Here is a 26,554-nt window from a genome sequence, read left to right on the forward strand (position 1 = left end):
CGCCCCGGTCAACTTTGGCCACACCACGCTCGCATCCCGGAGCGTACGGCCCTCGGGAGCGATCGGAGACCCGCGACGTCCACCGCTCGCTCCACACTATCGACGCGCGGTCAGCCTACGGCGGACGGGCGCGACCGGTCCACGTCGGGTTGTCATCTCCTCGTCCATCCGTACCGGTACAACGAGGCAACCCACCAGCCGGAAGCCCGATGGCGCGAAGTGTCAGCGTCGGCGAGAGCGACCGGCGCGCGAGCGCTTGCTGGCCGCCGGGCGAGCCGGGCCGACCATTCGCTCGCGCACGATCTCCACCACGGTGGTCGGCGGATCGATGACCCCGACGCCGCACAGCTGCACGGTCGGCTCTCCACCACCGAGTCGCGCCACCACCTCGGCGTGCTCTTCGATCTCCGCTGCGGCGGACGACCCCTTGAGCGCCAACAGTCGGCCGCCCCGAACCGCCAGGGGAAGGCTCCAGCCCGCCAGCCGGTCCAGTGGCGCGACCGCGCGGGCGGTCACCACGTCTCCACTGATCGGGTCCCGCCCACTCGATCCGCTGGCCGCCTCGTCCGCCCGACCCCGGAAGACCCGCACCGACTTCGCCAGGCCGAGTCGCTCGACGACCTCGATCAGGAACGAGGTTCGTCGGGCGAGCGGCTCGATCAGGGTGACAGTGAGGTCGGGACGGGCGATGGCGAGGACCAGACCCGGCAGGCCGGCGCCGGAGCCGACGTCGAGCACGGTCGCGCCGGACGGGATCCGCTCGGCGACCGCCGCGCAGTTGAGCATGTGCCGATCCCAGATCCGGGGTGCCTCCCGGGGGCCGATCAGACCGCGGACGACGCCGTCGGTGGCCAACAGTTCGGCGTACGCGGCGGCCAGGTCGAGACGGTCCCCGAAGAGGGTCAGTGCGGCCGGTGCCAGCTCGGGCGGCAGAGCCGCGTCCGCTGGCGACGGGGCGGTGCCGGGTCGGGTCGATTCAGCGTCGGCGGGCTGGACAGCGGACGGCCCGGGCGGCGTGCCGCCCGGGCCGGTCACGGTGTCGGCCGTGATGTCGTCGTGGGTCACCCGGTCAGTCCGCCGGCCGTACGACGATGCGCCGGTTCGGCTCCACACCCTCGGACTCGCTCGCCACGCCGGACATGGCGTTGACCACGTCGTGCACGCACTTGCGCTCGAACGCGGACATCGCGTCCAGCCGGACCGGCTCGCCGTGCTCCTTGACCTTCTCGACGGCGTTCTTGGCGACCGCGGCGAGTTCCTTGCGACGGTTCGCCCGGTAGCCACCGACGTCGAGCAGCAGGCGGCTCGGCGTCCCGGTCTGCCGGAAGACGGCGAGGCGGGTGAGCTCCTGGAGGGCCTCCAGGGTCGCCCCGCGCTGGCCGACCAGATTTTGCAGCCGCTCGCCGACCACCTCGACCATGGGGCGGCCCGCGGCGACCAACTCGTCGATGTCGCCGTCGTAGTCGAGGATGTCAAGCAGCCCCTCGACGTAGTCGGCGGCGATCTCGCTCTGCCGGAACAGGTCGCCCTCGCCGACGGCCTTCTTCGTCCGACCGCCGGTGGCGGCGGTGTCGGTGTCGTCGTCCGCCTCGGTCTCGTCTTCGGTCTCGTCGTCCTCGGTGTCGTCGCCGTTCACCGCGAGCGTTGCGGTCTCCTCCTCGTCCAGGGACTGCTCGGCGCGGGGGATGCTGGTCTCGGTCACGGTCTCATCTCCGTACTCGCTCGGCCGGACCGTCGGGTCCGACTGGTTTCCCGGGGCCGGCGGGAGGTCGCCGGTGCCCACAGGCACGTCTGTACGGGCAGTGTCGCCCGTGGCCGCGCGGTGCGCGGTCGGTTCCGCCCGGCGCCGGCCTCGCGGCGGCTGCACAGTGCGGAACGGGCCGCCACCAGTCACCTGGCGGCGGCCCGCAGAGGTCAGCCCTGCCGCTTGGCGGGGCGGTTCTTCTTCGGGTTGTTCGTCGGCTTGGCACCCGGCTTCGGCCCGGCCACCTTGGGCGCGGTGGCCTTGACCGGCGCCGGCGGAGCCGACTTGCCACGGCCGAACAGGCCGCCGGTCTTGGCAGGCTGCACCGGGTTACGGCTGGCAGCGGGGGCCACGGCCTTCTTGGCGGTCACCGGCGGCGGGAACTTCCGCAGCACCCACTGCTGCTGTCCGAGGGTGAAGAGGTTGTTGGTGACCCAGTAGATGATCACACCGATCGGGAAGATCGCGCCGGAGATCAGCAGTGACGCGGGGATGCCGTAGAGCATCAGGCGCTGGATCATCCGCTGCTGCGGGTCCTCAGCCCAGCCGGTCTTGAGGATCATCTGACGGCTGGTCAGGTAGGTGGTCGCGATCATGACCAGGACCAGGACACCAGCAATGATCTTCACGGTGGTGCCGTTGGCGCCGAGGCTGGCCAGCTCGTCCGCGGTGGAGCCGAACTTGCCGGCGATCGGGGCGGTGAAGAGCTTCGCCTCCGAGGCGCTCTGGAACTGGTCGACGGTCCAGCCGTAGAGGGTCTTGCTCTGCTTGTCCGGGTCGAGGCGGCGCAGCACGTGGAAGAGGCCGAGGAAGACCGGGATCTGAAGGAACATCGGAAGGCAACCCATCAGCGGGTTGGCCTTCTCCTTTTTGTACAGCTCCATCATTTCTTTCTGGAGCGTCTCCCGGTCACCCTTGTGCTTCTCCTGAAGCTCCTTGACCTTGGGCTGGAGCGCCTGCATCGCCCGCTGCGACTTGATCTGCTTGACGAAGACGGGGAACAGGATCACCCGGACGGTGACCACCAGGAAGACGATGGACAGGATCCAGGCGAAGTTGGTGCCGATGACCGCGCCGACCGGCACCCCGATGGCGTCCCAGGCAGAGTGCCAGGTCAGCAGGATCCACGAAATCGCATAGTAGATCCAGTCAAGACTGAACAATTCTCAGGCTCCAGTCACATCGGCGCGGCGGCGACCGCCCGGCTCCGGCACCGGGTCATGTCCACCAGGGTGGAAGGGGTGGCAGCGCAACAGCCGCCGGACCGCGAGCGCGGCTCCCCGGAGGGCACCGTGCCGGGCCACCGCCTCCTGGGCGTACGCACTGCACGACGGGTAGAACCGACAGCGGGCCGGCAGTGCCGGACTTATCCACCGACGGTACGCGATGATGGGTGCGATCAGCACCCTGGCACCGGTTGACGTGGGGCGCGGGGTGGTCGGGTCGGCACTCATCGGGACCGCCGCTCTCGGGACGACCGGGCAACCGCGAGGGCGGCGTCCAGGTCGGTGGCGAGTCGGGGGTACGACGCCTCGGCCGCGGCGGGCAACGCTCGGACGACCAGGGTGCTGCCCTCGGGCAGAGCGGCGAGCCGCTCTCGGACCAGCTCCCGTAGTCGGCGCTGGACCTTGTTGCGGGTCACCGCGTTGCCGACGGCCTTGGACACGACGAAGCCGGCGCGGGACGGCGCGGAGGGCTGCTCCGCACTGTTGTCCCGCACCGGCTGCGACGAGGTCGGTGTGCTCGGGTCGGCGCTCACCGGCATGGTCAGGTGGACCACGACGGCGCCACGTCCGGCGCGCCGGCCACCACGGACCGCTGCGGCGAAGTCAGTGCTGCGCCGCAGTCGCTGCGCGGCGGCCAGCACGACTGCCCACGTTCCCTGGACCGGCCCGGTCGGCTCAGGCCGACAGGGTGGTGCGACCCTTGGCGCGACGGCTCGAGAGGATGGCACGGCCGGCACGGGTGCGCATGCGCAGCCGGAAGCCGTGGGTCTTCGCGCGCCGGCGGTTGTTCGGCTGGTAGGTGCGCTTGCTCACGTCAGGCTCTCCGTTTTCGTACGCGCCCCGTGCGACGGGATCGCCGGGGTCGTGTGGTGGTCCAGGCCACCTCGACGGTGGCCCACGATCGGTGCTGTCCGGCGGAGCGGAACCTCGGCGGTGCGGGGGATGCGACCGCGGACAGCAAGCACCCATCACCCTAGCAGAGGGCGAGAAAGCAACCGTTCCAGCCTACGCAGGGGTGCAATGACCGTCAAACACCCCGAGGAGCGGCCAACGGGACGCGCCCGGGCCGAAGGGCGGTTTTCGCTGATGCCGAGAAGGGTGCCGCCGCGTCGCCGGTTGATGGCGCAGGGACAACGCTGTTACCGTGCCCGATTGCGGTGAGCGTCGGAAGCTCCGGTCGTCGCACAGGCAAGACCGGACAAGGCAGTGAATCGTTCGGCACGGTGAACCCGCTTCAGCGCCCGTTCAGGCAGGGGCAGGTCCCACCCGCGTCCGGCGGGCGGCCACAATCGGTCGGTACACAGGCTGTGGATAACTTGTGGATGACCACCGGTCGACCGTCAGGTGGGTGTTGTTCCACCCGCGAACGCGGCGGGCCCGGGACGGCCGGCTGGCAGACAGCGGCGGCCGGGAGCAGAGGCGAGGGGGTGGCACGACGGTGGCCGGTACGACCGACCTTGCCGCAGTGTGGTTAGCGGCGACCGACGAGCTGGCCGACGAGATCATCTCCGCCCAGCAGCGTGCCTATCTCCGGCTGACCCGGCTGCGGGCGATCGTCGAGGACACCGCGCTGCTCTCCGTCCCGGACGCGTTCACCCGCGACGTGATCGAGTCCCGGCTGCGCCCGGCGATCACCGAGGCGCTGACCCGCCGGCTCGGCCGGCCGATCCAGGTGGCGGTCACCGTTCGGGTCGCGGAGGACGCCACGGGCCGACCCGCCGGCACTGTCTACCGCAGCGCTCCGGAAGCCAGCCCGTTCGACGTCGAGGGTCAGGCTGCCGCATCCTTCGACGACGACCAGGGCGCTCGGACGCATGCCGATGCCCTGATCCCTGAGCAGTCACACGCGCCGCGTACGCCCGAGCCGGCCGCGCCACCCGCACCCGCGGGTCCGCCGCTCGCGCCGAGCGTCGACGCGCATCGTCCCGGGATGATCCCCGCCAGCAGGGACGGGCAGGAGGCGCTGTTCAGTGCCTCCTTCGCGGAGCCGATGCGGTCGCCCCGACCTGGAGCGGACCGGCGCGGCTACGACGAGCAGACCGGTCGCCTGGATCAGCCGGGCCCGGACACCCGTCCCTACGAGCCCCGCTACCGGGAAGACTCGGCGTCGCCGCGCGACCAGCACGTGATCCGCGCGCTGCCCCGGGACAGCGGAACGGACAGCGGCCCGGGCCGCAGCGGTGTGGACCATCGCGCGGGTGGCCGCGACGACCGCCGGCTGCCCGGCGCCGACACCGGCGGCAACCGGCTCAACCCGAAGTACATGTTCGAGACGTTCGTCATCGGCTCGTCCAACCGGTTCGCGCACGCGGCGAGCGTGGCGGTGGCGGAGTCGCCTGCGAAGGCGTACAACCCGCTGTTCATCTACGGCCACTCCGGCCTGGGCAAGACCCACCTGCTGCATGCCATCGGGCACTACGCCACGACGCTCGGCAACGCCCGCTCGGTCCGGTACGTCTCGACCGAGGAGTTCACCAACGACTTCATCAACTCGCTCCGGGACGACAAGACCAGTGCGTTCCAGCGGCGCTACCGCGACGTCGACATCCTGCTGATCGACGACATCCAGTTCCTGGAGAACCGCGAGCGCACCCAGGAGGAGTTCTTCCACACCTTCAACACGCTGCACAACGCCAACAAGCAGATCGTGATCACCTCCGACCGGTCGCCGCGGCAGCTCGCCACCCTTGAGGACCGGATGCGAACCCGGTTCGAGTGGGGTCTGCTGGCCGACATCCAGCCGCCGGACCTGGAGACGCGGATCGCGATCCTGCAGAAGAAGGCGGCGCAGGAGCGGATGTACGCCCCGCCGGACGTGTTGGAGTTCATCGCGTCCCGGGTGTCGAACTCGATCCGGGAACTGGAGGGGGCGCTGATCCGGGTGACGGCGTTCGCCAGCCTGACCCGGTCGACCGTCGAGCTGTCCCTGGCCGAGGAGGTGCTTCGGGACTTCATGCCCGACGGCGCCGGGCCGGAGATCAACGCCGACCAGATCATGGCCTCGACCGCTGACTACTTCGGGGTGAGCCTGGAGGACCTGCGCGGTCAGTCCCGGTCGCGGGTGCTCGTCAACGCCCGCCAGGTGGCCATGTACCTGTGTCGGGAGCTGACCGAGCTGTCACTGCCCCGGATCGGGCAGGCCTTCGGTGGCCGGGACCACACCACTGTCATGCACGCCGACCGGAAGATCCGTCAGCAGATGGCGGAGCGCCGCTCGCTCTACAACCAGATCGCCGAGCTGACCAACCGCATCAAGCAGAACAGCTGAGGCGTACGCCAGCCGTCGCGACGGCACTCAGTTCGGGACACGCCCGGCCGGAATCTCCGGCCGGGCGGTCTTTTTTTCGTCCTCGGCTGGACTCTCGACATGGTGCAGACCACAGCATTGAGGCCGTGACCGCCTCGATGCCCACTCGTTGTCCACAGCTCGTCATCCACCGTCGGTGGATAACTACGGTCCGTCTTTCGCCGGTTACCCACAGGCTGTGGAGAAACCCTGTGTACGGAGCTGTGGACGCCTGGGGACAACGGTCACGTTATCCACCGATGACGGTCCACCTGTGCATGAGCTGTTGAAGGTTCTGGGGATGAAGGCAATGGTGATCTTCACCGTGATCCACAGGCTTGGGGAGAAAGTCGGTGGATTACCGGTGGACAACCGGTGGACAACGGTGGACAACCGGCCGGCCGGAGCGGGCTGTGGACACGCGAGCCAGTTGTACCCCCGGTTCTCCACAGCTAAATCACCTGTGGATACCCTCTCTGAGCTGCGCAGACCCGGGTTGTCCACAGTTTGCACAGGTGCGATGAAGACGATGAGTTATCTCTTCTAAGAGAACAAAAACCAATCATCACCGTTGGGCTTTCTGTGGATCGGGCCGAACGCTGCCGGATCAGCCGGTCAGCACCGACACGATCCATGGGGTCGGGCGCACAGCCGATGCCTACGCGCCCTAAGGTGCGATGGGTACCCGCACGGTTGGGCGGGACGGTAGGCAGCGGTCGGCATGAGAGAGTTGTCGCTGACGTCGACGCGGAGGCATTGATGAAGTTCCGAGTAGAGCGCGACGCGCTCGCTGAGGCCGTAGCCTGGACCGCGAAGAGCCTGCCCAACCGGCCATCCGTACCGGTGCTGGCCGGGGTGATGCTCCGCGTCACCGACGGCAACCTGCGGGTCTCCGGGTTCGACTACGAGGTCTCCAGCCAGGTCACCGTCGAGGTGCAGGGTGACGCCGACGGCGCCGCTCTCGTCTCCGGCCGCCTGCTCGCCGAGATCACCAAGGCGCTGCCGGCCAAGCCGGTCGACATCGCCGCGGTCGGCGCCCACCTCGAGCTGGTCTGCGGCAGCGCCCGGTTCACCCTGCCCACCATGCCGGTGGAGGACTATCCCGCGCTGCCCGAGATGCCGCAGAGCGCCGGCACTGTCGACGCCGCCGCGTTCGCCACGGCGGTCTCCCAGGTGGCCATCGCGGCCGGCCGGGACGAGACCCTGCCGATGATGACCGGCGTCCGCGTCGAGCTGTCCGGCAACACGCTGTCGATGCTCGCCACCGACCGTTACCGGCTGGCGCTGCGCGAGATCCAGTGGCGGCCGGACGACCCCGACGTGAGCATCAACGCCCTGGTGCCCGCCCGCACCCTGAACGACACCGCCAAGGCTCTCGGCCCGCTGGGCGGCGAGGTCACCCTCGCCCTCGCCCAGGGCGCTGCCGGCGAGGGCATGGTCGGTCTGGCCGGCGGCACCCGACGCACCACCAGCCGCCTGCTCGACGGCGCCAACTACCCGCCGGTGCGTTCGCTCTTCCCGGCCACCCACAACGCCGCGGCCCGGGTGCCGGTCAGCACCCTGATCGAGGTCGTCAAGCGGGTCGCGCTTGTTGCCGAGCGCACGACCCCGGTGCTGCTCAGCTTCAGCGCCGACGGCCTGGTGGTCGAGGCCGGCGGTTCCGAGGAGGCCCGGGCCAGCGAGGCGATGGAGGCCACCTTCACCGGCGACGCGCTGACCATCGGGTTCAACCCGCAGTACCTCATCGACGGCCTGGCCAACCTGGGCTCCCAGACCGCCGTTCTCTCGTTCGTCGACGCTTTCAAGCCCGCGGTGATCTCTCCCGCCGACGAGGATGGCGAGGTAATTCCGGGGTACCGGTACCTCATCATGCCGATCCGCGTCTCTCGCTGATCGCGCCCAGCAACACCCAGATCCACGGAGGTAGAAACACATGCAGCTCGGCCTTGTAGGACTCGGCCGTATGGGCGGCAACATGCGGGAGCGGCTGCGCGCCGCTGGTCACGACGTTGTCGGTTTCGACCACAACGCGCAGATCAGCGACGTGACGACCCTCGCGGGCCTGGCAGAGAAGCTTGAGTCGCCCCGCGCGGTCTGGGTCATGGTGCCCGCTGGTGTCACCGACGCGACGATCGACGAACTGGCCGAGGTGCTTGGCGAGGGCGACATCATCATCGACGGCGGCAACTCGCGGTTCAGCGACGACGCGCCCCGGGCAGAGCGGCTCAACGAGCGGGGCATCGGCTACCTCGACGTCGGCGTCTCCGGCGGCGTCTGGGGCCGGCAGAACGGCTACGGGCTCATGGTCGGCGGCGCCCAGGAGCACGTCGACCGGCTGATGCCGATCTTCAGCGCTCTCAAGCCGGAGGGCGAGTTCGGCTTCGTGCACGCGGGCCCCGTCGGTGCCGGGCACTACTCGAAGATGGTGCACAACGGCATCGAGTACGGCCTGATGCACGCCTACGCCGAGGGCTACGAGCTGATGGCCGCCTCCGAGCTGGTGACCAACGTGCCGGGCGTGATCAAGTCCTGGCGGGAGGGCACCGTCGTCCGTTCCTGGCTGCTCGACCTGCTGGACCGGGCACTGGACGAGGACCCGGAGCTGGCCGAGTTGAGCGGCTACACCGAGGACACCGGCGAGGGCCGGTGGACGGTCGACGAGGCGGTCCGGCTGGCCGTGCCGCTGAACGTCATCACCGCTTCGCTCTTCGCCCGGTTCGCGTCGCGGCAGGACGACTCGCCCGCCATGAAGGCCGTCTCCGCGCTGCGTCAGCAGTTCGGTGGCCACGCCGTCCACAAGCGCTGAGCGGTATCCACACCCTGTGTACGTCCAACGGTTGGAACTGGTCGACTTTCGCTCGTACGAGCGGGTGGCCGTCGACCTCCAGCCGGGGGCGAACGTCCTGATCGGCGCCAACGGCGTCGGCAAGACCAATCTCGTCGAGGCGCTGGGCTACGTGGCGACCCTGGATTCGCACCGGGTCGCCACCGACGCGCCGCTGGTCCGGATGGGCGCCGCGTCGGCGGTGATCCGCTGCGCGGTGGTCCACGACGGGCGGGAACTCCTGGTCGAGTTGGAGATCGTGCCCGGCAAGGCCAACCGGGCCCGGCTGGGCCGGTCACCGGCACGGCGGGCCCGGGACGTGCTCGGCGCGCTGCGACTCGTGCTCTTCGCCCCGGAGGACCTTGAGCTGGTCCGGGGTGACCCGTCCGAGCGCCGCCGTTACCTGGACGACCTGCTGGTCAACCGCCAACCCCGGTACGCGGGGGTGCGGGCCGACTACGAGCGGGTGGTCAAGCAGCGCAACGCCCTGCTGCGCACCGCGTACCTGGCTCGCAAGACCGGCGGGTCCCGGGGCGGTGACCTCGGCACCCTCGCCGTCTGGGACACGCACCTGGCCCAGCACGGCGCGGAGCTGCTCGCCGGTCGGCTGGAGCTCGTCGCCGCGCTCACCCCGCACGTCGCCAAGGCGTACGACGCGGTGGCCGCCGGTCGGGGCGCGGCGAGCATCGCCTACCGGCCCTCGATCGAGCTGGCCGAGCCGACCACCGACCGGGCCGCGTTGGCGGAGGCACTGACCGCCGCCCTGGCCGCGTCCCGCTCCGCCGAGATCGAACGGGGCACCACCCTGGTCGGCCCGCACCGCGACGAACTGGCGCTGACCCTCGGGCCACTGCCCGCCAAGGGGTACGCCAGCCACGGCGAGTCGTGGTCGTTCGCGCTCTCGCTGCGGCTGGCCGGCTACGACCTGCTGCGCGCCGACGGCATCGAGCCGGTGCTGGTGCTCGACGACGTGTTCGCCGAGTTGGACACCGGCCGCCGGGAGCGGCTGGCGGAGCTGGTCGGTGGGGCGAGTCAGCTGCTCGTCACCTGCGCGGTGGACGACGACGTGCCAGCCGCTCTGCGGGGCACCCGCTATCAGGTTGGCGAAGGGACGGTACGCCGTGTCGGATGAGCCACGCACCAACAGTCCCGAGGCCGGAAAGGGCGACGCTGCGCGTACCCCCGGGGGAAAGTCGACGGGCGGTGAGCCGGCGGCAGCCGCCAGCGGGCCGGAGCTGGCCCGGGCGGTGCTCGACGCTGCGCTGTCCCGGCGGCAGCAGGCGGCGCGCGCCCGACGTGCCCCCGGCGGCGGAGGCGGCGACGCTGCCGGCGGCTCAGGGCGGCGGTTGCGGGGCTACTCGGGCCCGGGCCCCGACCCGCGCGATCCCCAGCCGCTCAGTGCCGTGCTGAACCGGTTGGTGAAGGCGCGTGGTTGGCAGCAGCCGGCGGCCGAGGCCACCGTGTTCGGCGCCTGGGAGCGGGTCGTCGGCGCGGAGGTCGCCCAGAACAGTCGCCCGGTCAAGCTGGAGAACGGTGAGCTGACAGTGGAGGCGCGCTCGACGGCCTGGGCCACCCAGCTGCGGCTGCTCGCTGGCTCGTTGCTCAAGCAGATCGCCAGCGAGGTCGGCCACAACGTCGTGCGCAAGCTGCACATCCACGGCCCGGCCGCGCCCTCCTGGGCGAAGGGGCCGCGCCGGGTACGCGGGCGGGGCCCACGCGACACGTACGGCTGAGGGCGCCTCAGCTCCGCCGCTGGGCCTCGCGGTCGGCCCGCTTGCGTTCGCGCTGTTCCCGGGTGAAGCGCTTGCGCTCGGCCAGGTCGCGCTTCCACGCGTCGCGGGCCTCGGCCGAGCCGCCCTGCACCGCGCCCTTCACCCCCTCGGCGGGGCCGGCGAGGTGCCGGAAGGCCCAGCTCAGGAATCGGCCGCCCTCGCCCGGGGCCTTGGTGACCGCGCCGTCCTCGCTCATCTGCCGCACTCTCCTGCGTCGTGTGGTCCCGCAACTGTTGGCCTACCAATGGTTGGTACACCAATGATTGGTACGATAGCTATCGTGCATCAGGAGGGCAACCGATGAGCGAGAGACCGGAAGGCGTCGACCCGCTGGCGCTGGAGCAGCAGGTCTGTTTCGCCCTCTCGGTGGCCGCGCGCAGTGTGGTGGCGGTCTACCGCCCACTCCTGGAGCCGATGGGGCTGACCCACCCGCAATACCTGGTCATGTTGGCGCTCTGGCAGCACGCACCGCTGTCCGGCCGCGACCTCAGCCGCCTGTTGCAGCTCGATCCGGGCACCCTGTCACCCCTGCTCAAGCGGCTCGAAGCAGCCGGCTACCTGCGCCGGGAGCGCGACCCCAGCGACGAGCGCAGCCTCGCCGTCACCCTCACCGACAGCGGCGCCGCACTGCGAGGGCAGGCCGAGCTGATCCCGGCCGCGATCGTGCAGCGACTCGGGCTGCCCGTCGAGGACCTGCAACACCTGCACGCGGTGCTCACACAGGTCATCGCGGCGGCCAACCGACCGGGCGGCGACCCGACCTCGCCGGGGGCCGGCGCGGCGGCTCAGGCGTCGGCGTAGACGGCGAAACCGCGTTCGGCGCAGCGCCGGTAGAACGCGGCCAGCACGCCCAGCTCCGCGCAGGTGAAGTTCCACTGCGGCGGGTCGCCGCGCTCGTCGCGCAGCGCGTCGAGCCGGGTCTCCAGCCACCGCAGTTGCTGCTCGGCCAGCCTGCCGTCGCCAAGCAGAGAACGCAGCACCGTGCTCACCGACTCGAAGGTGACCGCCTCGCCGTAGGGACGGTGCCCGGCCACGAATCTCTCGATGCCGCTGGCGATCCAGGAGCAGCCGTCCGGATCGATCACCGGGTCCTCGTCCTCGGCGGCGGCGTCTGTGGCGTACAACACACCTTCCAGGCCGAGGAGCAGATCCACCAGCTCGGTGTACGCGGTCGCCCGGATGGTGCCGGTCTTCGCGATCAGCTCGGCCAGGGCGGCCGTCGGCGCGGAGATTCGCGGCAGGTCGACGATCTCGCCGAAGTCGACGAACTCGGCCGGTGCGACCGGGTCGTAGAAGCGGCCGGTCCGCGGCCAGTGCACCGCGACGTTGTCCAGCCCCATCTGTCACCTCTTAAAGAGCACGTGTCGGGTCGATCGGGTCGATCGTCCCGGTTCCGGCCGGTAAAGATCAAGGCTGGTTCCGGGGCGCCGCAAACGTACGGCACGGATGCTTTGGCCGCGACCCCCGACCCGCCCGGGCGCGGGTCAACCCGTTCGGGGACGGCGCGTGCGATCGGACCCTGGCGTGTGGGGGGAGTCGCGGGCAGCGGGGTTCTGCCGGCTACGGACATCTCAGCCGCCTCTCTGAGGGTGCCGAGTGGTGGTTCTGTCCCCCGCGCACAGTAGGATTGACAGCGAGACGAAGACCCGGTGTGGGAGAGAGACGGGGCCGGTGGCCCCAGATTCATTCTCCACGTCGGGTCGAGCCGATCGCGATCCGCGGGCAACCGCGGCGACCGGCGCGTTCGACCCGCTGTCCGGAGGTCTCCGGCACCGGTCCGCGCGCCGACGTCGCGTCCTGTCCGCCGAACCCGCGCCCGACGCGCCCTACCGGCGTGGATGACGCGAGAAAGTGGCCGAGGGTGGCAGCGCAGGACAAGCAGGAGTACGGCGCAGAGTCGATCACCGTTCTTGAGGGTCTGGAGGCGGTCCGCAAGCGGCCCGGTATGTACATCGGGTCCACCGGCGAGCGCGGTCTGCACCACCTCGTCTGGGAGGTTGTGGACAACGCTGTCGACGAGGCGCTCGCCGGATACTGCGACACGATCGACGTGGTGCTGCTCGCCGACGGCGGCGTGCGGGTCACCGACAACGGCCGTGGTTTCCCGGTCGACCTCCACCCGAAGCTCAAGAAGCCGGGTGTCGAGGTCGCGCTGACGATCCTGCACGCGGGTGGCAAGTTCGACGGCAAGGCGTACGCGGTCTCCGGCGGTCTGCACGGCGTCGGCGTGTCCGTGGTGAACGCGCTCTCCACCAAGATGTTCGTCGAGATCCACAAGTCCGGCGCCGTGTGGCGGCAGCACTACACCCACTCCAAGCCGGGCTCGCTGGAGAAGGGCGAGGCCACCGACCGCACCGGCTCGGCGGTCTCCTTCTGGCCGGACCCCGACGTCTTCGAGACCGTCGACTTCGACTTCCAGACCATCTACCGACGCCTTCAGGAGATGGCCTTCCTCAACCGCGCCCTGCGCATCCACCTGCTCGACGAGCGGGTGGCCGAGGAGGAGGACGGCCGGCAGCGCGAGGTGACCTTCTACTACGAGGGTGGCATCGCCGACTTCGTCCGACACCTCAACGCCTCGAAGAGCCCGATCCACAAGACCGTGGTCGAGTTCATCGCCGAGGAGGAGGGCATGTCGCTCGAGATCGCCATGCAGTGGAACGAGTCGTACGGCGAGTCGGTCTACACCTTCGCCAACACGATCAACACGCACGAGGGCGGCACCCACGAGGAAGGCTTCCGCTCCGCGCTGACGAGCGTGGTCAACCGGTACGGCACCGACAAGAAGCTGCTCAAGGGCGACGAGAAGCTCTCCGGCGAGGACATCCGCGAAGGGCTCGCGGCGATCATCTCGGTCAAGCTGGCCAACCCGCAGTTCGAGGGTCAGACCAAGACCAAGCTGGGCAACACCCCGGTGAAGAGCTTCGTGCAGCGGGTCTGCAACGACCGGCTGGTCGACTGGTTCGACCGCAACCCGGCCGAGGCCAAGATGATCATCACGAAGGCCTCCCAGGCGGCGCGCGCCCGGATCGCCGCGCAGCAGGCGCGCAAGCTGGCCCGGCGCAAGTCGCTGCTGGAGTCCGGCTCGATGCCGGGCAAGCTGGCCGACTGCCAGTCCACCGACCCGCGTGAGTCCGAGGTGTTCATCGTCGAGGGCGACTCGGCCGGCGGCTCGGCCAAGCAGGGCCGCGACCCGCGGACGCAGGCGATCCTGCCGATCCGCGGCAAGATCCTCAACGTGGAGAAGGCCCGGATCGACCGGGTGCTCAAGAACAACGAGGTCCAGGCGCTGATCACCGCGCTGGGCACCGGCATCCACGACGACTTCGACATGGAAAAGCTGCGGTACCACAAGGTGGTGCTGATGGCCGACGCGGACGTCGACGGCCAGCACATCCAGACGCTGCTGCTCACCCTGCTGTTCCGTTTCATGCGTCCGCTGGTGGAGATGGGCAACGTCTACCTGGCCGCCCCGCCGCTCTACAAGATCAAGTGGAACAAGAAGGGCGACGACGCCCAGTACGCGTACTCCGACCGCGAGCGGGACGGTCTGATCGCGCTGCGTCAGCAGAAGAAGCCGAACGCCAAGCCGGACGACATCCAGCGCTTCAAGGGCCTCGGCGAGATGAACTATCCCGAGCTGTGGGAAACCACGATGAACCCGGCGACGCGTACCCTGCGTCAGGTCACTCTCGACGACGCGGCGACCGCCGACGAGTTGTTCAGTGTGCTGATGGGTGAGGACGTCGAGGCGCGCCGGTCGTTCATCCAGCGCAACGCCAAGGACGTGCGGTTCCTGGACATCTGACGGATCGCGGTGGATCGGCCGGGTGCTTCCCGGTCGATCCACCGATCCACAGAGTTATCCACAGCTTGGCCGCTATCCACAGCGGTTATCCACAGCACGAAAACGACTCTGAGTCTGATAAGGGTATACAGTGACCGATTCTCCCGAGTCCACACCGAACGAGCCCGAGGTTCCCACCGAGGCCATCGCCGCGGTGGTCGCGCACGACCGGATCGAACCGGTCGGGCTCGAGGTGGAGATGCAGCGCTCCTACCTCGACTACGCAATGAGCGTCATCGTCGGTCGCGCGCTGCCGGACGTCCGGGACGGCCTCAAGCCGGTCCACCGCAAGATCCTCTACGCGATGTTCGACTCCGGCTACCGTCCCGACCGCGGCTACGTGAAGTGCTCCCGGGTCGTCGGTGACGTGATGGGTCAGTTCCATCCGCACGGCGACTCGTCGATCTACGACGCGCTGGTCCGGATGGCGCAGCCCTGGTCGCTGCGATACCCGCTTGTCGACGGCAACGGCAACTTCGGCTCGCCGGGTAATGATCCGGCTGCCGCCATGCGATACACCGAGTGCAAGCTCGACCCCCTCGCCATGGAGATGCTGCGGGACATCGACGAGGACACCGTCGAACTGCAGAACAACTACGACGGGCGGGCCAAGGAGCCCACGATCCTGCCGTCGCGGATCCCCAACCTGCTGCTGAACGGCTCCGAGGGCATCGCGGTCGGCATGGCCACCAAGATCCCGCCCCACAACCTGCGGGAGATCGGCGCGGCGGTGCAGTGGTGCCTGGAGCACCCGGAGGAGGACGAGGAGACCACCCTCGAGGCCCTGCTCGGCATCGTCAAGGGTCCGGACTTCCCGACGCACGGCCTCATCGTCGGCACCACCGCGATCCAGGACGCCTACCGCACCGGTCGCGGCTCGATCCGGATGCGCGCCGTGGTGGAGGTCGAGGAGGACAAGCGGGGCCGCCCCTGCCTGGTCGTCAGCGAGCTGCCCTACCAGGTCAACCCGGACAACCTCGCCGAGCGGATCGCCGAGCTGATCAAGGAGGGCAAGCTCGCCGGGATCGCCGACATCCGCGACGAGTCCTCCGGTCGTACCGGTATGCGGATCGTCCTGGTGCTCAAGCGCGACGCGGTCGCGAAGGTCGTGCTGAACAACCTCTACAAGCACACCCAGCTCCAGGAGACCTTCGGCGCCAACATGCTGGCCCTGGTCGACGGGGTGCCGCGCACGCTCAACCTGGCGCAGTTCATCCGCTACTACGTCGAGCACCAGATCGACGTGATCCGCCGGCGGACCGCGTTCCGGCTGCGGAAGGCCGAGGAGCGGGCGCACATCCTGCGCGGTCTGGGTAAGGCCTTGGACGCGTTGGACGAGGTGATCGCGCTGATCCGGCGCTCGCCGACCGTGGACGACGCCCGACAGGGCCTGATCCGGCTGCTGGATATCGACGAGATCCAGGCGACCGCGATCCTGGACATGCAGCTGCGCCGGCTCGCCGCACTGGAGCGGCAGCGGATCGTGGACGACCTGGCCAAGCTCGAGATCGAGATCGCCGATCTCAAGGACATCCTCGCCAAACCGGAGCGGCAGCGGAGAATCATCTCGGAGGAGCTTGGCGAGATCGTCGCCAAGTGGGGCGACGAACGGCGGACAAAGATCATCCCGTTCGATGGCGAGGTCTCGATGGAGGACCTCATCGCCCGCGAGGACGTGGTCGTCACGATCACCCGCACCGGGTATGCCAAGCGCACCAAGGTCGATCTCTACCGCTCGCAGCGGCGCGGCGGTAAGGGCGTCAGCGGCGCCACGCTGCGGCAGGACGACATCGTCAGCCACTTCTTCGTCTGCTCGACCCACGACTGGATCCTGTTCCTGACGAACAAGGGACGCGTATACCGGGCCAAGGCATACGAGTTGCCGGAGGCCAGTAGGGTAGCCAAGGGCCAACACGTGGCCAACCTGCTCGCCTTCCTACCCGACGAGCAGATAGCGCAGATCATTGAGATCCCGAACTACCAGGTAGCCCCCTATCTGGTACTGGCCACGAAGAACGGCCTGGTGAAGAAGACGCGGCTCGAGGAGTTCGACTCCAACCGTTCCGGCGGCATCATCGCGATCAACCTGCGCGATGAGGACGAGCTGGTCGGTGCTGCTCTGGTTGCGCCGGAGAACGACCTGCTGCTGGTCTCCAAGAAGGCACAGGCGATCCGGTTCAACGCCTCCGACGAGGCGTTGCGGCCGATGGGCCGGGCCACCTCGGGTGTGATCGGTATGCGCTTCACGGACGACGATGTCCTGCTCGCCATGGAGGTCGTCCGGGACGGCCTGGACGTTCTGGTGGCCACGAACGGGGGATACGCGAAGCGGACCCCGATCGAGGAATACCCGGTGCAGGGCCGGGGAGGTAAGGGCGTGTTGACTGCGAAGATCACCGAGCGGCGCGGTGGTCTGGTCGGCGCGGTGGTGATCGATCCGGACGACGAGCTGTTCGCGATCACCAGCAATGGTGGTGTCATTCGGACTCCGGTGAAGCCTGTACGCCGTACGCGTGACCGGAACACAATGGGGGTCAAGCTGATGGACCTCCCGGACGGCGTGACTATCGTGGCGATTGCTCGCAATGCCGACGAGCCTGACGAACAGGACTAGTTGAATGACGGAGACACAGGCGAAGTCGGGGAACACGGGGACCTCGGCCAACCCGGTCGACGAGGAGGCCGCCAAGGGCGGCACACCAGCGACCGGCCGCGCGGCCGTGGGCCGGGCTACGGTCCCCGCCGATGCGCCTGCCCCGAAATTCACGAGGGCTCCGGGCATGACACCCCCGCCGGAGCCGGCCGGTGAGGACGCTGGGGCCGCCGACAAGACCGAGAAGACGTCCGGTGCCGAGGCGCCGACGTCGGCAGCCGCCACACCTTCGGGTGCGGCGGCGCCACCCTCGGCCCGTCCGGCGACAACCCAGCCGATCAACGTCCGGCCCGGCCAGGCGGCGTCTGCCGGGTCCACCGGCACCCAGCCGCGGATCACACCGGGCATGACCCAGCCGCAGTCGGACGCGTCGCGTACGGCCGCTGCCGGCCGCCCGGCCAGCGGCGGTGGCCTGCCGCCCGGCATCGGCAACGCGTCCGCCGTCGGGGCAGCCCGCGTTGGCGATGCGGTACGCGCGGCGCGTACCTCGGTCAGCTCGGCCGCTTCCCGCGGACCGCGCCGGGCCCGGCTGAACCTGAAGCGGATCGACCCGTGGTCGGTGATGAAGTTCGCATTCGCCGTCTCGGTGGTGCTCTTCATCGTCGTGGTGGTCGCCACCTCGGTGCTGTACCTGGCGTTGGACGCGATGGGTGTGTTCCAGAGCGTCAACGACAGCCTGAGTGACCTGGTCAACGCCGGTGGTGGAGAGAGCACCAGCGGGTTCCAGATCACCGCCAAGGGCGTGATCCTCAGCTCGGCGCTCATCGGCCTGGTCAACGTGGTGCTGTTCACCGCGCTGGCCACGCTGGGAGCGTTCGTCTACAACGTCTGCGCCGACCTGGTCGGCGGGATCGAGCTGACCCTCGCCGAGCGCGACTGAGTGACCGGGACGCCGGGGCACCGCGGAATGCGGTCGCTCCGGCGTCCCGTACTCGGGTAGGTTTTGCAGGCGACGACGGCCCGGCTCGCAGGGTCGGACCCCGATTTGGGGCCGGCAGAGTGGATGGGTTAATCTTGCTCGTCGCAACGCGGGGCTATAGCTCAGTCGGTTAGAGCGCAGAGCTGATAACTCTGAGGTCGATGGTTCGATTCCATCTAGCCCCACCGCATTGTCGTCCGACGCTAGTCGAGCGCGAGGGGTCGCCCCATGTTCAAGAAGCTGCTGATCCTGGCCGGCGTCGTCGGCGTGGCTGCCGTCGTCTTCAACAAGGTCAAGGCCGCCAACGACGAGCGTGCCCTGTGGCACGAGGCGACCACCGCACCCGACCTGCGCTGACATCCGGCCCGGCGACGAGCGATCGACGCCACGGCCACTCACGGGGCCCTAGCTCAACTGGCAGAGCACTGCCTTTGCAAGGCAGGGGTTAGGGGTTCGAGTCCCCTGGGCTCCACCAGCACTTCCCTGATTGATCTCGATCCCGAGTGCAGCGAGTGGTTACTCCTTCCTCTCCTGGCCCTGCACGCTCGATCGCAGAGGCAGCCCGACGACGGTGACCCGCTCGATCGGCTAGGTCGCGGCGACGATCTCTTCTCCCTCGCCACGTGGCTCCTCTGAGACGGCTGCGATCCAATCCAGCGTTTCAGGCGTGATGATGCCGGACGCGGCATCCTCATTTCGGATGGCGAGGCGCCGCCTCAGTTCGGCCTGATCGACGCGGAAGTGCAGCAGACGCCAGTCAGCACCGAGCGATTCGACAAGCTGCTTGTAGTCGTCGCGCTCGCGGCGTTGCCCGAGGCCGTGATCGAGAACGACCGAGCGGCCGCTCCGGATCAGTTCGATGAGCTGCCGCCGCACCTCTTCGACGACAGGACCCAGCAGGGAGACGTGGCGATCGGCTGGGTAGTCCTTCGCAAGTCGACCGTGTCGTGCCTGCAGAACGTCATCGACCGACAGTCGAACCACCCCGGTGAGTTCCAGCGCCCGGGCGTAGGTCGATTTCCCTGAGCCCGGTAGCCCCACGAGGAGATACACCACCGGTCTTGACTGGTCCACGTGGGCACCCTATCGATGCGTTGACAGGCCACAAGCCGAGGTCACCAGAGGTCGCTCAGGTGGTTGGGTCGGTGTGATGGTCGAGCTTGTCGCGTAGCGTGCCGGCGAATTAGGGAGAGTTGAGGAAGCGTGGTGACCATCACCAGGGGTGCAACCTGAGACCTCCCAGCTCACGCGAAAGCCGGACGAGCGGCGAGAGCGGAGCGGACAGATCCTGCGAGATTCTTCTGGCACAGTGTCGAATCCGAGGCGAGTCGTTCGTAGAGCAGACGAGAGGTGGCCGGAGGAGGCCGCCGCGACAAGGGGGTCATGAGGATGACGCAGTACCTGATCTCGTTCAATGACGGCGCGATGGACCACATCCCCGCCGAAGAGATGCCCGACGTGGGCAAGGCCTCGCACACGGTGGTCCAGGAGGCCGTGAACGCCGGCGTGTGGGTGTACGGCGGCGGACTCGAAAGGCAGCAGGCGAGCATCGTGGCCACCGACGGGACGGTCACCGATGGCCCCTACCCGGAGACCAGGGAGGTCATCGGAGGGTTCTCGGTCGTCGACGTGGCCACGCGCGAGCAGGCGCTGGCGTGGGCTGCGAAGATGGCCGCCGCCTGCCGCTGCGCGCAGGAGGTCCGGGAGCTCATGCCCGACCCCGAGACGGACGCCATGATCCGTCAGGCCGGGAGCCGGGGGTGACTCCCGACGAGGTCTACTCGAAGGGACCTGCCATTTTCGAGCCGCCCTTGTCATGATCCGTGCATGGATCAACAGTCGGCACCCGTCACCATGCACATCTACTGCCGGGTCGACGTGATCGTCACCGACCCGGCGTCGATCACCCGCCAAGCGGTCGCCGACCTGCGCGCGGCCGACATCGACTGGTCCACAGAGGAGGACGACCTGGAGACGGCGGTCGAGGAGCTTCGATCGGACCTCGCCGCTTCCGTGTCGGACCTCGTGAGGATCAGTCGCCTTACCGACGGCATCCCGGGGGTGGAGTTTCGCGGCGGCCTCTGCTGGACCGAGCAGGGCCCGGCCCGGGACCCGTTCCCCCCAGACGAGCAGTGAGGGCTGGAACGAGCAGTAAGTGCTGGGACGCGCGGTGACGGCGCGGGCACGCGGTGACAAAAGGTGGGCGGTATGGCCGTGCCGGACCGGGGTAGGAGGAACGACAACAACCGGCCAGCACAAGGTACGCCGGCTGCCGGTGATCGACGGGCATGAGCTGGTCGGCATCGTGGCTGTCGCCGACGTGGCCCGTTCCCTGCCGGAGCGCCCGGTGGGTGACCTCATCGAGGCCATCTCCGAGCGCAGCTGACCGTCGCACCCTTCCTCGATCGCCGCCCCGGGTGGGCGGCGATCGCCGTGTCTGGGCTCTGTCCGATCGGCGGTCGGGAGGACCAGAGCGACGGAGGCGGTCAGGAGGGCGGGGTGAGCGGGGCGGTCTCCCCGCGGGCGATGGTGCGTACCTGCTTCACCCAGCCGCGGCGGCGGGCCTCGTCGACGAAGTGCGCCAGCGGCGAGCGGAACACCGGGTAGTCGTCGTAGTGGATCGGCACGGCCAGCTTCGGGCGGACCAGTTCCACCAGGTCGGCGCCCTGCCGGGCGTCCATGGTGAGCAGGATCCCGGCGACCTTGGTGCCGCCGAGATGGATGAGCATCGCGTCGATGTCCGGGTAGCGCTCGGGGATGGCGGTGAGCAGCGGCCGGTTGAGCGTGTCGCCGGTGACGTAGAGCCGGAACTCGCGCCGCCCGGAGCGCTCCACGTCGATCATCGTGCCCATGACGTCGGGCATCAGCCGGTCCAGAGCACCCGGTCCGTGCTGTCCGGGCATCGAGGTCAGCCGCAGCGTCGTACCGTCGCGGTGCAGCTCCCGGGACGACCAGGTCGGCAGGCCCTGGGCGGCCTGGAAGCCCCAGCGACGCAGCCTGCGTTCCGCCGCCGGGGTCGTGACGATGGTCAGGTCGCGGTCCAGTTCCCGGCGGGCCACCCGGTCGAAGTGGTCTCCGTGCAGGTGGGAGAGGACCACCGCGTCCAGCTCCGGGAGCTGGGCGATGCGCAGCGCCGGGTCCGTGCGTCGGCGCGACCACAAACCCTTGCCCAGGTACGCCCGTTGGCCGCGGTGCAGAAAGTTCGGGTCGGTCAACAGGGTGAACCCGCCGATCCGCAGCACCGTCGTCGCGGTACCGATGAACGTCACCTGTGGTTGCTCCGCCATCCTGCCCACCTCCTCCGGCTGCGGTACCCCGGCGAGCCCTGAGCATGCGGGTTGGTTCGGTGCTCAGCCTTCGGAACCGCTGGCGCCGTTCCTGTCCGGTCGGGCCTGCGGCACGTGTTCCATCAGCTTGGTGAGCGCGCCGTTGGCGAAGGTGGCGCCGAGCGCCGACCCGGCCCCGATGGTCCAGCCGACCGGGCCGAGCGGGGTGCAGCCGAAGAACTGGCTCACCCCCGGCGTCTGCACCACGACGACAAGCACGCCCAGCGACGCTGCGGTGGACGCCAGCACGGCCGGGCTGGTGCCGCCGGCCAGGATGGTCTGGCCGAGCTGGGTGCCGACCAAGGAGACCAGGGCGACCGTTCCGGCTCGCTGACGGCGCCCGGTGTAGCGGGCCAACGTCCAGCCGGCGGTCGCGCCCAGCGTGGTGGCTGCCGCCCGCAGGCCGATCTCCCGGGTCAGGCTCTCGCCGAGCGCCGTGTCCGGGCCCTCCCGCAGCAGCGCGTCGGTGCGGTCCGACGCTGGTGGTCGGACGGCGATGGCCAGAGCCGGCGCCAGGTCGGTGAGCAGGTTGACCAGCAGCAGTTGTCGTCCGGTGAGCGCGGAGCGGCCGGTCGCCGCGGCGGTGAGCACACTGAACGCGATCTCGCCGAGGTTGCCGCCGACCAGGATGCTGAGGGCGTGCCGCACCGACGACCACATCGCACGTCCCTCGATCAGGGTCGCGATGATGGTCTCCAACCGGTCGTCGGTGACCACCAGGTCGGCTGCGGCGCGAGCGGCCGGGGTGCCCCGTTGGCCAAGGGCGATGCCGACGTCGGCCAGCCGGATCGCCGGGGCGTCGTTGGCGCCGTCGCCGGTCATCGCCACAGTTCGCCCGCACTTCTGCAACGCCTGGATGATCCGCACCTTGTGTGCCGGGGTGCAGCGGGCCACCACGTCGGTGTTGGCTAACCGCTCGGCGAGCGCGTCGTCGTCCAGTTGGTCGAGTTCGCCGGCGGTGACGACCCGCTGTTCGTCGTGCTCGCTGATGGTGGCGGCGATCGCCTCGGCGGTGGCGGGGTGATCGCCGGTGATCATGATGGTGTGCACGCCGGCCTGCCGGATCCGGCGTACCGCCGGGGCGGCACTCTCCCGAACCCCGTCCGCGAGGGCCAGGAACCCCACGAAGGTCAGCCCGCGAACACTGGCGTCGGTCACCTTCGGGTCGTTCACTGTGCACTCGGCGACGGCCAGGATCCGGTTGCCCGCCCCGGCCCGGTCGGCGAGCATCCGCTCCAACTCCGCGCGGCCGGCATCGTCCAGCGGCTCCTGAGTGCCGTCCGTGCGCCGGGCCGAACAGCGCGGCAGCACTGTCTCCGGCGCGCCCTTGACGCTCAACAACAGGCGGCCGTCGGTCTCCCCGACGCTCGCGTGGTAGCCGCGGGACGGCTCGAACGGCAGCCCACCGGCGGCCTGCCAACCGGGGGCACCGGTCTGCTCCACCACCCCAGCCTCGCCGGCACCCCGCCAGACGGCCCGGTCGGTCTGCAACGCCAACTCCTCCGGCTTCGTCGCGGCGGGAGTGGCCCGCAGCGCCGCAGCCAGCGTCAACTGGAGTCGGTCGTCCAGTCGGTCCACCGACGCGTACCGGTCACCGGTGCTGTCGCCGACCCCGGCGAGCAGCAACTGGCCCTCGGTGAGGGTGCCGGTCTTGTCGAAGCAGAGCACGTCCACCCGGCCCAGCGCCTCGATGGTGCGCGGGTTGCGAACCAGGGCACCGTGCTCGGCCAGCCGCCGGGCGGCGGCCAACTGCGCCGCGCTGACCAGAAACGGCAACCCCTCCGGCACGGACGCCACGGCGAGGTTCGCGGCGGTCGCCGCCGTCTCGGCCAGGGGTACGCCCCGAAGCAGGCCCGCGCCGGCCACCGCCACCGCCGAACCGGCGGCCAACGGGATGGCCGCCCTGGTCAACGAGCCGAGCCGGGCTTCCACCCCACTGGCGGGTGGGGCCTGCTTGACCAGGGCGAGGCTGCGCCCGGATTCGGTGTCCGGCCCGGTCGCCACCACCACGGCAGTGCCATGCCCGGCGGCGACGGTGGTGCCCTCGTACAACATGGAGTGCCGGTCGGCGATCGCGGCGGCCACCACCGGTCGGTTGGACTTGGCGACCGGCAACGACTCACCGGTCAGTGATGATTCGTCCGCCTCCAGACCCACGGCCTCCAGGACGCGACAGTCGGCGGGCACCGAGTCACCCGGCTCAAGGGCGATGACGTCACCGAGGACCAGGTCCTCGGCGGCGAGAACCTGCTCGGTGCCGTCGCGACGCACCCGTGCGGTCACCGCCGAACGGGACAGGAGTTCGGCCAGTGACCGTTCGGTGTTGCGTTCGTGCACCGCGCCGATCAGGGCGGACCCACCGACGACGCTGCCCACCAGCGCGGCGTCGACCAGCGATCCGAACGACGCGGAGAGCACCGCCCCGGCCACCAGCACCGGGGTGAGCGGGTTGGACAACTCGTCCACGAAGGCACGCAGCAGCCCTCCGTTGCCCGGTCCGGCATCGCCGTTTCCGCCGGCGCCGTGGTGCCGGCGCTGCGCATCGGCGCTGGCCAGACCGTCCGGCGTGGTGCGCAGGTGGTCGAGCACGGTGCCGACGGGCATCAGGTGCCAGGGGGTCGTGACCGGCGCCGGGGTGTCCGACTGGTCGTGCAACCGGCGGGCCTGCCAGACCCCGTTCGCGAAGGCCAGTCCGGCCGCGCCGTTCACCGCGACGAGTGACCGGCCGGGCAGCTCGGTCGGCGGTGCCGTGAACGCGCCCAGCGCCCCGAGTCCGGTGCCGGCCATGGCCAGCCGGATGTTCTGCTGGGCCGTGCGTCGAGCCACGCCGGTCGCCTCGATCACCAGGGCCACCACCCGCAGGTCGGCACCGACCAGCAGGTGCGCGCCCCACGGCGGCAGGTCCTCCGGCGGGGCGAACCCGAGACCACAGTCGGACGCGCCGAGCGCCCTGCGGTCCGCGGAAACCAGCATCACCACCGCGCCGTCGCGCTGCAACGCGCGGACCGACTCGGCCAGCTGGTCCCCGCCGGGCAGCATCGCATCGGCGAAGCCGTACCGCTGCTCGTCGCCGCCCGCCACGACCAGCCGCAGACCGGCGTGCCGGGCGGCGGCCGGCAGCCCGTCGACGCCGGGTGCGGGTTCCGGCTCGACCCGCAACAGGGCGGCGAGTCGGTCACCGTGGGCGAGACCGAGCAGTTGGCCGCCGGCCGAACGCAGCCGATCGCCGTCCGGGACGTTGCCGGGGTCCTGAGCGGGCATCTGGTCCAGCGGCCCGAGACGCCAGCCGTCCGCCGTCCGGGAGGCGGCCGGATCGTCGGGGTCGAACAGCGCGAAGGCCCGCTCCGCCACCTGGTCGACGTCCGCACCGGGTACGGGTGCCAGGTCGGCCAGTACGCCCCGGTCCGAGCCGAGCACCGCGGCGTCCAGCACGAGCGTGTCGATCCGGTCCAACTCCCGCAGCACACTGCGGTCCATCGCGATCACCCCGCGCCGGGCCAGCATCCGGCCGAGTTGGGCGCCGTACCCCTCGCGTCCGCTTCCGGGCGCCTTTGGCAGGGCGGACAGGCCCAGCGCGGCGGCCCGCTTGCGCCCGGCGAAGGGCACCGCCGCCGCGCCGGCCGCCGTGCCGGCGGCGAGGGCCCGGTTGATGTACCGCTCGACCGGGCCGTGCGGTTTTGGTCGGGGACGGTCGGCTATCGGCCATCGGGCGACGGCACGCTCGGGGTCGCCGGTCAACCGCGGTTCGGCCCTCTCCCAGGCGGAGAACTGGGCCCGGTCCTCGCCCCACTCCACCAGCCGTTGGGCGCTGTCGAGGACGATGCCGGTCCAGCGGCCGGTCAGTCCCTGCACGACGGCCTCGGCCAGGGGAAAGAGGACCTCCGCGCGCGGGTCGGAGCGCAACGCCCTGCCGAGGAACGCGTGCAGCTTCGGTTGCAGGTCGACAGCCGACAGCACGCCGGCCACCTCACCGGGCAACGGTGCGAACGGCAGGATCCGGGTGGCAGCCCAGAGGGTCAGGCCCAGCGCGTCCGAGGCAAGCGCGCCGAGGGTGCGCGGGTTGTGTGGGCCCTCCTCCGGCGGGTGCGGGGGCGGAATTTCCGGGTCGGGCTCGTGGTCGCAGGTCCGCTCGACCCGGCTGATCGTGGCGATGAGGTCACCCAGAGCCGGTTCGGGGGCCTGCACGGCCACCACCACCCGCCCGGATGGAGCGTTCACCCTGGCCCAGGCCACGCCGGGCATCCGCTCCAGCGCGCCCTCCACCTGCCGGGCGAGCTGGTCGCCGCCCTCCTGGCACACGCCGTGCACCTCGATGTGGTGCCGACCGGGACGGGACCAGACCCGACGCCGGGCGAGCCCGACCGACCGGGCCAGCCGGGTCGCGGCCGACCCGACGGTCCGGGACGCCTCGCCGACCAGGTGCGGCACGCCGAAGGACGGCAGGATGCGGCCGGCAGCGCGGCCTGCCGCCGTCATCGAGGCGTACGGCTGGACGGGCGCCGGCCCGGCTCCCTGTTGCTGCTGGTCCTGACCTTGGCCATCTCGTCCTCCCACCGCCTCACGTCCGGCGGCCTGGCTTCCCGACCTGCCGTCCGTTATGCCCTTCGAGTGGTGGAACTTTCCGCCCTCGCCGAAGCATGGACGGGTTGGGCGGTGGAATCCGACGACCATCACCGGACACGGGGAGGCCGGAATGAGCATGCTGACGCGACACCTCAACGGTTCGCAGGAGAACGTGCAGATGTACAGCCGGCGGATGGACCTACCGATGCTGGGCGAGGTGGCCCTGCCGCCACCCGACAAGGTCATCTACTACGCCGGGATCGGCGTGCTCGCCGCGCTGCAGGTCATCGAGTGGCCGATCGCTCTGGTGGTCACCGCCGGTCACCTGCTGGCAGACCAGCATTTTTCCGGACTGGCGCGCGGGGTCGGGAGGGCACTGCAGGACGCCTGACGA

Annotated in this window: 24 protein-coding genes and 2 tRNA genes; 15 read left to right on the forward strand and 11 right to left on the reverse strand. The window is 70.0% G+C overall.

Going from position 1 to position 26,554, the window contains the following annotated elements; all coding sequences use genetic code 11:
• Positions 1–222: 222 nt before the first annotated feature.
• The 6 genes from rsmG to rpmH form a co-directional block, all read right to left on the reverse strand.
• Entirely contained in the window at positions 223–1,065 is an 843-nt protein-coding gene (rsmG, locus tag GA0070619_RS28055; RefSeq protein WP_088950799.1) for a 16S rRNA (guanine(527)-N(7))-methyltransferase RsmG, read from the reverse strand.
• A gap of 4 nt (positions 1,066–1,069) precedes the next feature.
• The gene (locus tag GA0070619_RS28060; RefSeq protein WP_088952104.1) at positions 1,070–1,702 is read right to left on the reverse strand and encodes a Jag family protein; all 633 of its coding nucleotides are present in this window, start codon (positions 1,700–1,702) and stop codon (positions 1,070–1,072) included.
• A 212-nt stretch (positions 1,703–1,914) separates the two neighbouring features.
• A complete protein-coding gene (yidC, locus tag GA0070619_RS28065; RefSeq protein WP_088950800.1) occupies positions 1,915–2,907 on the reverse strand; it encodes a membrane protein insertase YidC in 993 nt (330 codons plus the stop codon).
• Positions 2,908–2,910: 3 nt separating this feature from the next.
• On the reverse strand, positions 2,911–3,198 hold the full coding sequence (gene yidD / locus GA0070619_RS28070) for a membrane protein insertion efficiency factor YidD (protein WP_088950801.1): 288 nt from the start codon (positions 3,196–3,198) through the stop codon (positions 2,911–2,913).
• Positions 3,195–3,611 carry a ribonuclease P protein component gene (gene rnpA, locus GA0070619_RS28075; RefSeq protein ID WP_088950802.1) on the reverse strand — a complete coding sequence of 139 codons (417 nt, stop codon included), beginning with the start codon at positions 3,609–3,611 and terminating at the stop codon, positions 3,195–3,197. The genes yidD and rnpA overlap by 4 nt, the downstream gene beginning before the upstream one ends.
• Positions 3,612–3,645: 34 nt before the next feature.
• Positions 3,646–3,783 (reverse strand): 50S ribosomal protein L34, encoded by a 138-nt coding sequence (gene rpmH, locus GA0070619_RS28080; RefSeq protein ID WP_007453904.1) that lies wholly within the window; start codon positions 3,781–3,783, stop codon positions 3,646–3,648.
• 652 nt (positions 3,784–4,435) lie between these two features.
• On the opposite strand from rpmH, the gene dnaA reads away from it, so the two are divergent.
• The 5 genes from dnaA (at position 4,436) to GA0070619_RS28105 (ending at position 10,813) form a co-directional block, all read left to right on the forward strand.
• A complete protein-coding gene (gene dnaA / locus GA0070619_RS28085) occupies positions 4,436–6,238 on the forward strand; it encodes a chromosomal replication initiator protein DnaA (protein ID WP_371409959.1) in 1,803 nt (600 codons plus the stop codon).
• 777 nt (positions 6,239–7,015) lie between these two features.
• On the forward strand, positions 7,016–8,149 hold the full coding sequence (dnaN, locus tag GA0070619_RS28090; protein ID WP_088950803.1) for a DNA polymerase III subunit beta: 1,134 nt from the start codon (positions 7,016–7,018) through the stop codon (positions 8,147–8,149).
• A 40-nt stretch (positions 8,150–8,189) separates the two neighbouring features.
• Positions 8,190–9,062: a phosphogluconate dehydrogenase (NAD(+)-dependent, decarboxylating) gene (gene gnd / locus GA0070619_RS28095; RefSeq protein WP_088950804.1), complete on the forward strand. Its 873-nt coding sequence runs from the start codon at positions 8,190–8,192 to the stop codon at positions 9,060–9,062.
• Positions 9,063–9,078: 16 nt separating this feature from the next.
• Positions 9,079–10,212 carry a DNA replication/repair protein RecF gene (recF, locus tag GA0070619_RS28100; RefSeq protein WP_088950805.1) on the forward strand — a complete coding sequence of 378 codons (1,134 nt, stop codon included), beginning with the start codon at positions 9,079–9,081 and terminating at the stop codon, positions 10,210–10,212.
• Positions 10,202–10,813, forward strand: a complete 612-nt coding sequence (locus GA0070619_RS28105) for a DciA family protein (protein WP_088950806.1) — start codon at positions 10,202–10,204, stop codon at positions 10,811–10,813. The genes recF and GA0070619_RS28105 overlap by 11 nt, the downstream gene beginning before the upstream one ends.
• Before the next feature lie 7 nt (positions 10,814–10,820).
• On the opposite strand, the gene GA0070619_RS28110 is transcribed toward GA0070619_RS28105, so the two are convergent.
• Entirely contained in the window at positions 10,821–11,048 is a 228-nt protein-coding gene (locus tag GA0070619_RS28110) for a hypothetical protein (RefSeq protein WP_088952106.1), read from the reverse strand.
• Positions 11,049–11,152: 104 nt separating this feature from the next.
• On the opposite strand from GA0070619_RS28110, the gene GA0070619_RS28115 reads away from it, so the two are divergent.
• The gene (locus GA0070619_RS28115) at positions 11,153–11,653 is read left to right on the forward strand and encodes a MarR family winged helix-turn-helix transcriptional regulator (RefSeq protein WP_088950807.1); all 501 of its coding nucleotides are present in this window, start codon (positions 11,153–11,155) and stop codon (positions 11,651–11,653) included.
• Here GA0070619_RS28115 and GA0070619_RS28120 read toward each other — a convergent pair.
• On the reverse strand, positions 11,638–12,192 hold the full coding sequence (locus tag GA0070619_RS28120) for a hypothetical protein (protein ID WP_088950808.1): 555 nt from the start codon (positions 12,190–12,192) through the stop codon (positions 11,638–11,640). The genes GA0070619_RS28115 and GA0070619_RS28120 overlap by 16 nt on opposite strands.
• Positions 12,193–12,713: 521 nt before the next feature.
• Between GA0070619_RS28120 and gyrB the strand changes: the two genes are divergently transcribed.
• From gyrB to GA0070619_RS28145, 6 genes are all read left to right on the forward strand, one after another.
• Positions 12,714–14,660, forward strand: coding sequence for a DNA topoisomerase (ATP-hydrolyzing) subunit B (gyrB, locus tag GA0070619_RS28125; protein WP_088950809.1), 1,947 nt, complete (start codon positions 12,714–12,716; stop codon positions 14,658–14,660).
• A 130-nt stretch (positions 14,661–14,790) separates the two neighbouring features.
• Positions 14,791–17,313 carry a DNA gyrase subunit A gene (gene gyrA, locus GA0070619_RS28130; protein WP_088950810.1) on the forward strand — a complete coding sequence of 841 codons (2,523 nt, stop codon included), beginning with the start codon at positions 14,791–14,793 and terminating at the stop codon, positions 17,311–17,313.
• A gap of 4 nt (positions 17,314–17,317) precedes the next feature.
• Positions 17,318–18,232 carry a DUF3566 domain-containing protein gene (locus GA0070619_RS28135; protein ID WP_088950811.1) on the forward strand — a complete coding sequence of 305 codons (915 nt, stop codon included), beginning with the start codon at positions 17,318–17,320 and terminating at the stop codon, positions 18,230–18,232.
• 150 nt (positions 18,233–18,382) lie between these two features.
• Positions 18,383–18,456 (forward strand) — tRNA-Ile (locus GA0070619_RS28140).
• A 43-nt stretch (positions 18,457–18,499) separates the two neighbouring features.
• Positions 18,500–18,628, forward strand: a complete 129-nt coding sequence (locus GA0070619_RS33635) for a DLW-39 family protein (RefSeq protein WP_007453934.1) — start codon at positions 18,500–18,502, stop codon at positions 18,626–18,628.
• Positions 18,629–18,670: 42 nt separating this feature from the next.
• Positions 18,671–18,746, forward strand: a tRNA-Ala gene (locus tag GA0070619_RS28145).
• Between the two features lie 113 nt (positions 18,747–18,859).
• Here the strand turns inward: GA0070619_RS28145 and GA0070619_RS28150 are convergent.
• Positions 18,860–19,345, reverse strand: a complete 486-nt coding sequence (locus tag GA0070619_RS28150) for a P-loop nucleotide/nucleoside kinase family protein (protein WP_172862134.1) — start codon at positions 19,343–19,345, stop codon at positions 18,860–18,862.
• 315 nt (positions 19,346–19,660) lie between these two features.
• On the opposite strand from GA0070619_RS28150, the gene GA0070619_RS28155 reads away from it, so the two are divergent.
• Positions 19,661–20,035, forward strand: a complete 375-nt coding sequence (locus GA0070619_RS28155; RefSeq protein WP_088952107.1) for a YciI family protein — start codon at positions 19,661–19,663, stop codon at positions 20,033–20,035.
• A 63-nt stretch (positions 20,036–20,098) separates the two neighbouring features.
• Positions 20,099–20,407 carry a hypothetical protein gene (locus tag GA0070619_RS28160; protein ID WP_231927177.1) on the forward strand — a complete coding sequence of 103 codons (309 nt, stop codon included), beginning with the start codon at positions 20,099–20,101 and terminating at the stop codon, positions 20,405–20,407.
• A 350-nt stretch (positions 20,408–20,757) separates the two neighbouring features.
• Here the strand turns inward: GA0070619_RS28160 and GA0070619_RS28170 are convergent, their stop codons facing one another.
• Together GA0070619_RS28170 and GA0070619_RS28175 are read right to left on the reverse strand one after the other, a co-directional pair.
• Positions 20,758–21,558 carry an MBL fold metallo-hydrolase gene (locus GA0070619_RS28170; protein WP_088950813.1) on the reverse strand — a complete coding sequence of 267 codons (801 nt, stop codon included), beginning with the start codon at positions 21,556–21,558 and terminating at the stop codon, positions 20,758–20,760.
• Between the two features lie 63 nt (positions 21,559–21,621).
• A complete protein-coding gene (locus tag GA0070619_RS28175; RefSeq protein ID WP_088950814.1) occupies positions 21,622–26,073 on the reverse strand; it encodes a cation-translocating P-type ATPase in 4,452 nt (1,483 codons plus the stop codon).
• A gap of 217 nt (positions 26,074–26,290) precedes the next feature.
• Between GA0070619_RS28175 and GA0070619_RS28180 the strand changes: the two genes are divergently transcribed.
• Complete coding sequence (locus GA0070619_RS28180) at positions 26,291–26,551, forward strand: hypothetical protein (RefSeq protein ID WP_088950815.1); 261 nt, start codon at positions 26,291–26,293, stop codon at positions 26,549–26,551.
• Positions 26,552–26,554 lie beyond the last annotated feature (3 nt).

This window comes from Micromonospora zamorensis (assembly GCF_900090275.1).
Taxonomy (GTDB): domain Bacteria; phylum Actinomycetota; class Actinomycetes; order Mycobacteriales; family Micromonosporaceae; genus Micromonospora; species Micromonospora zamorensis.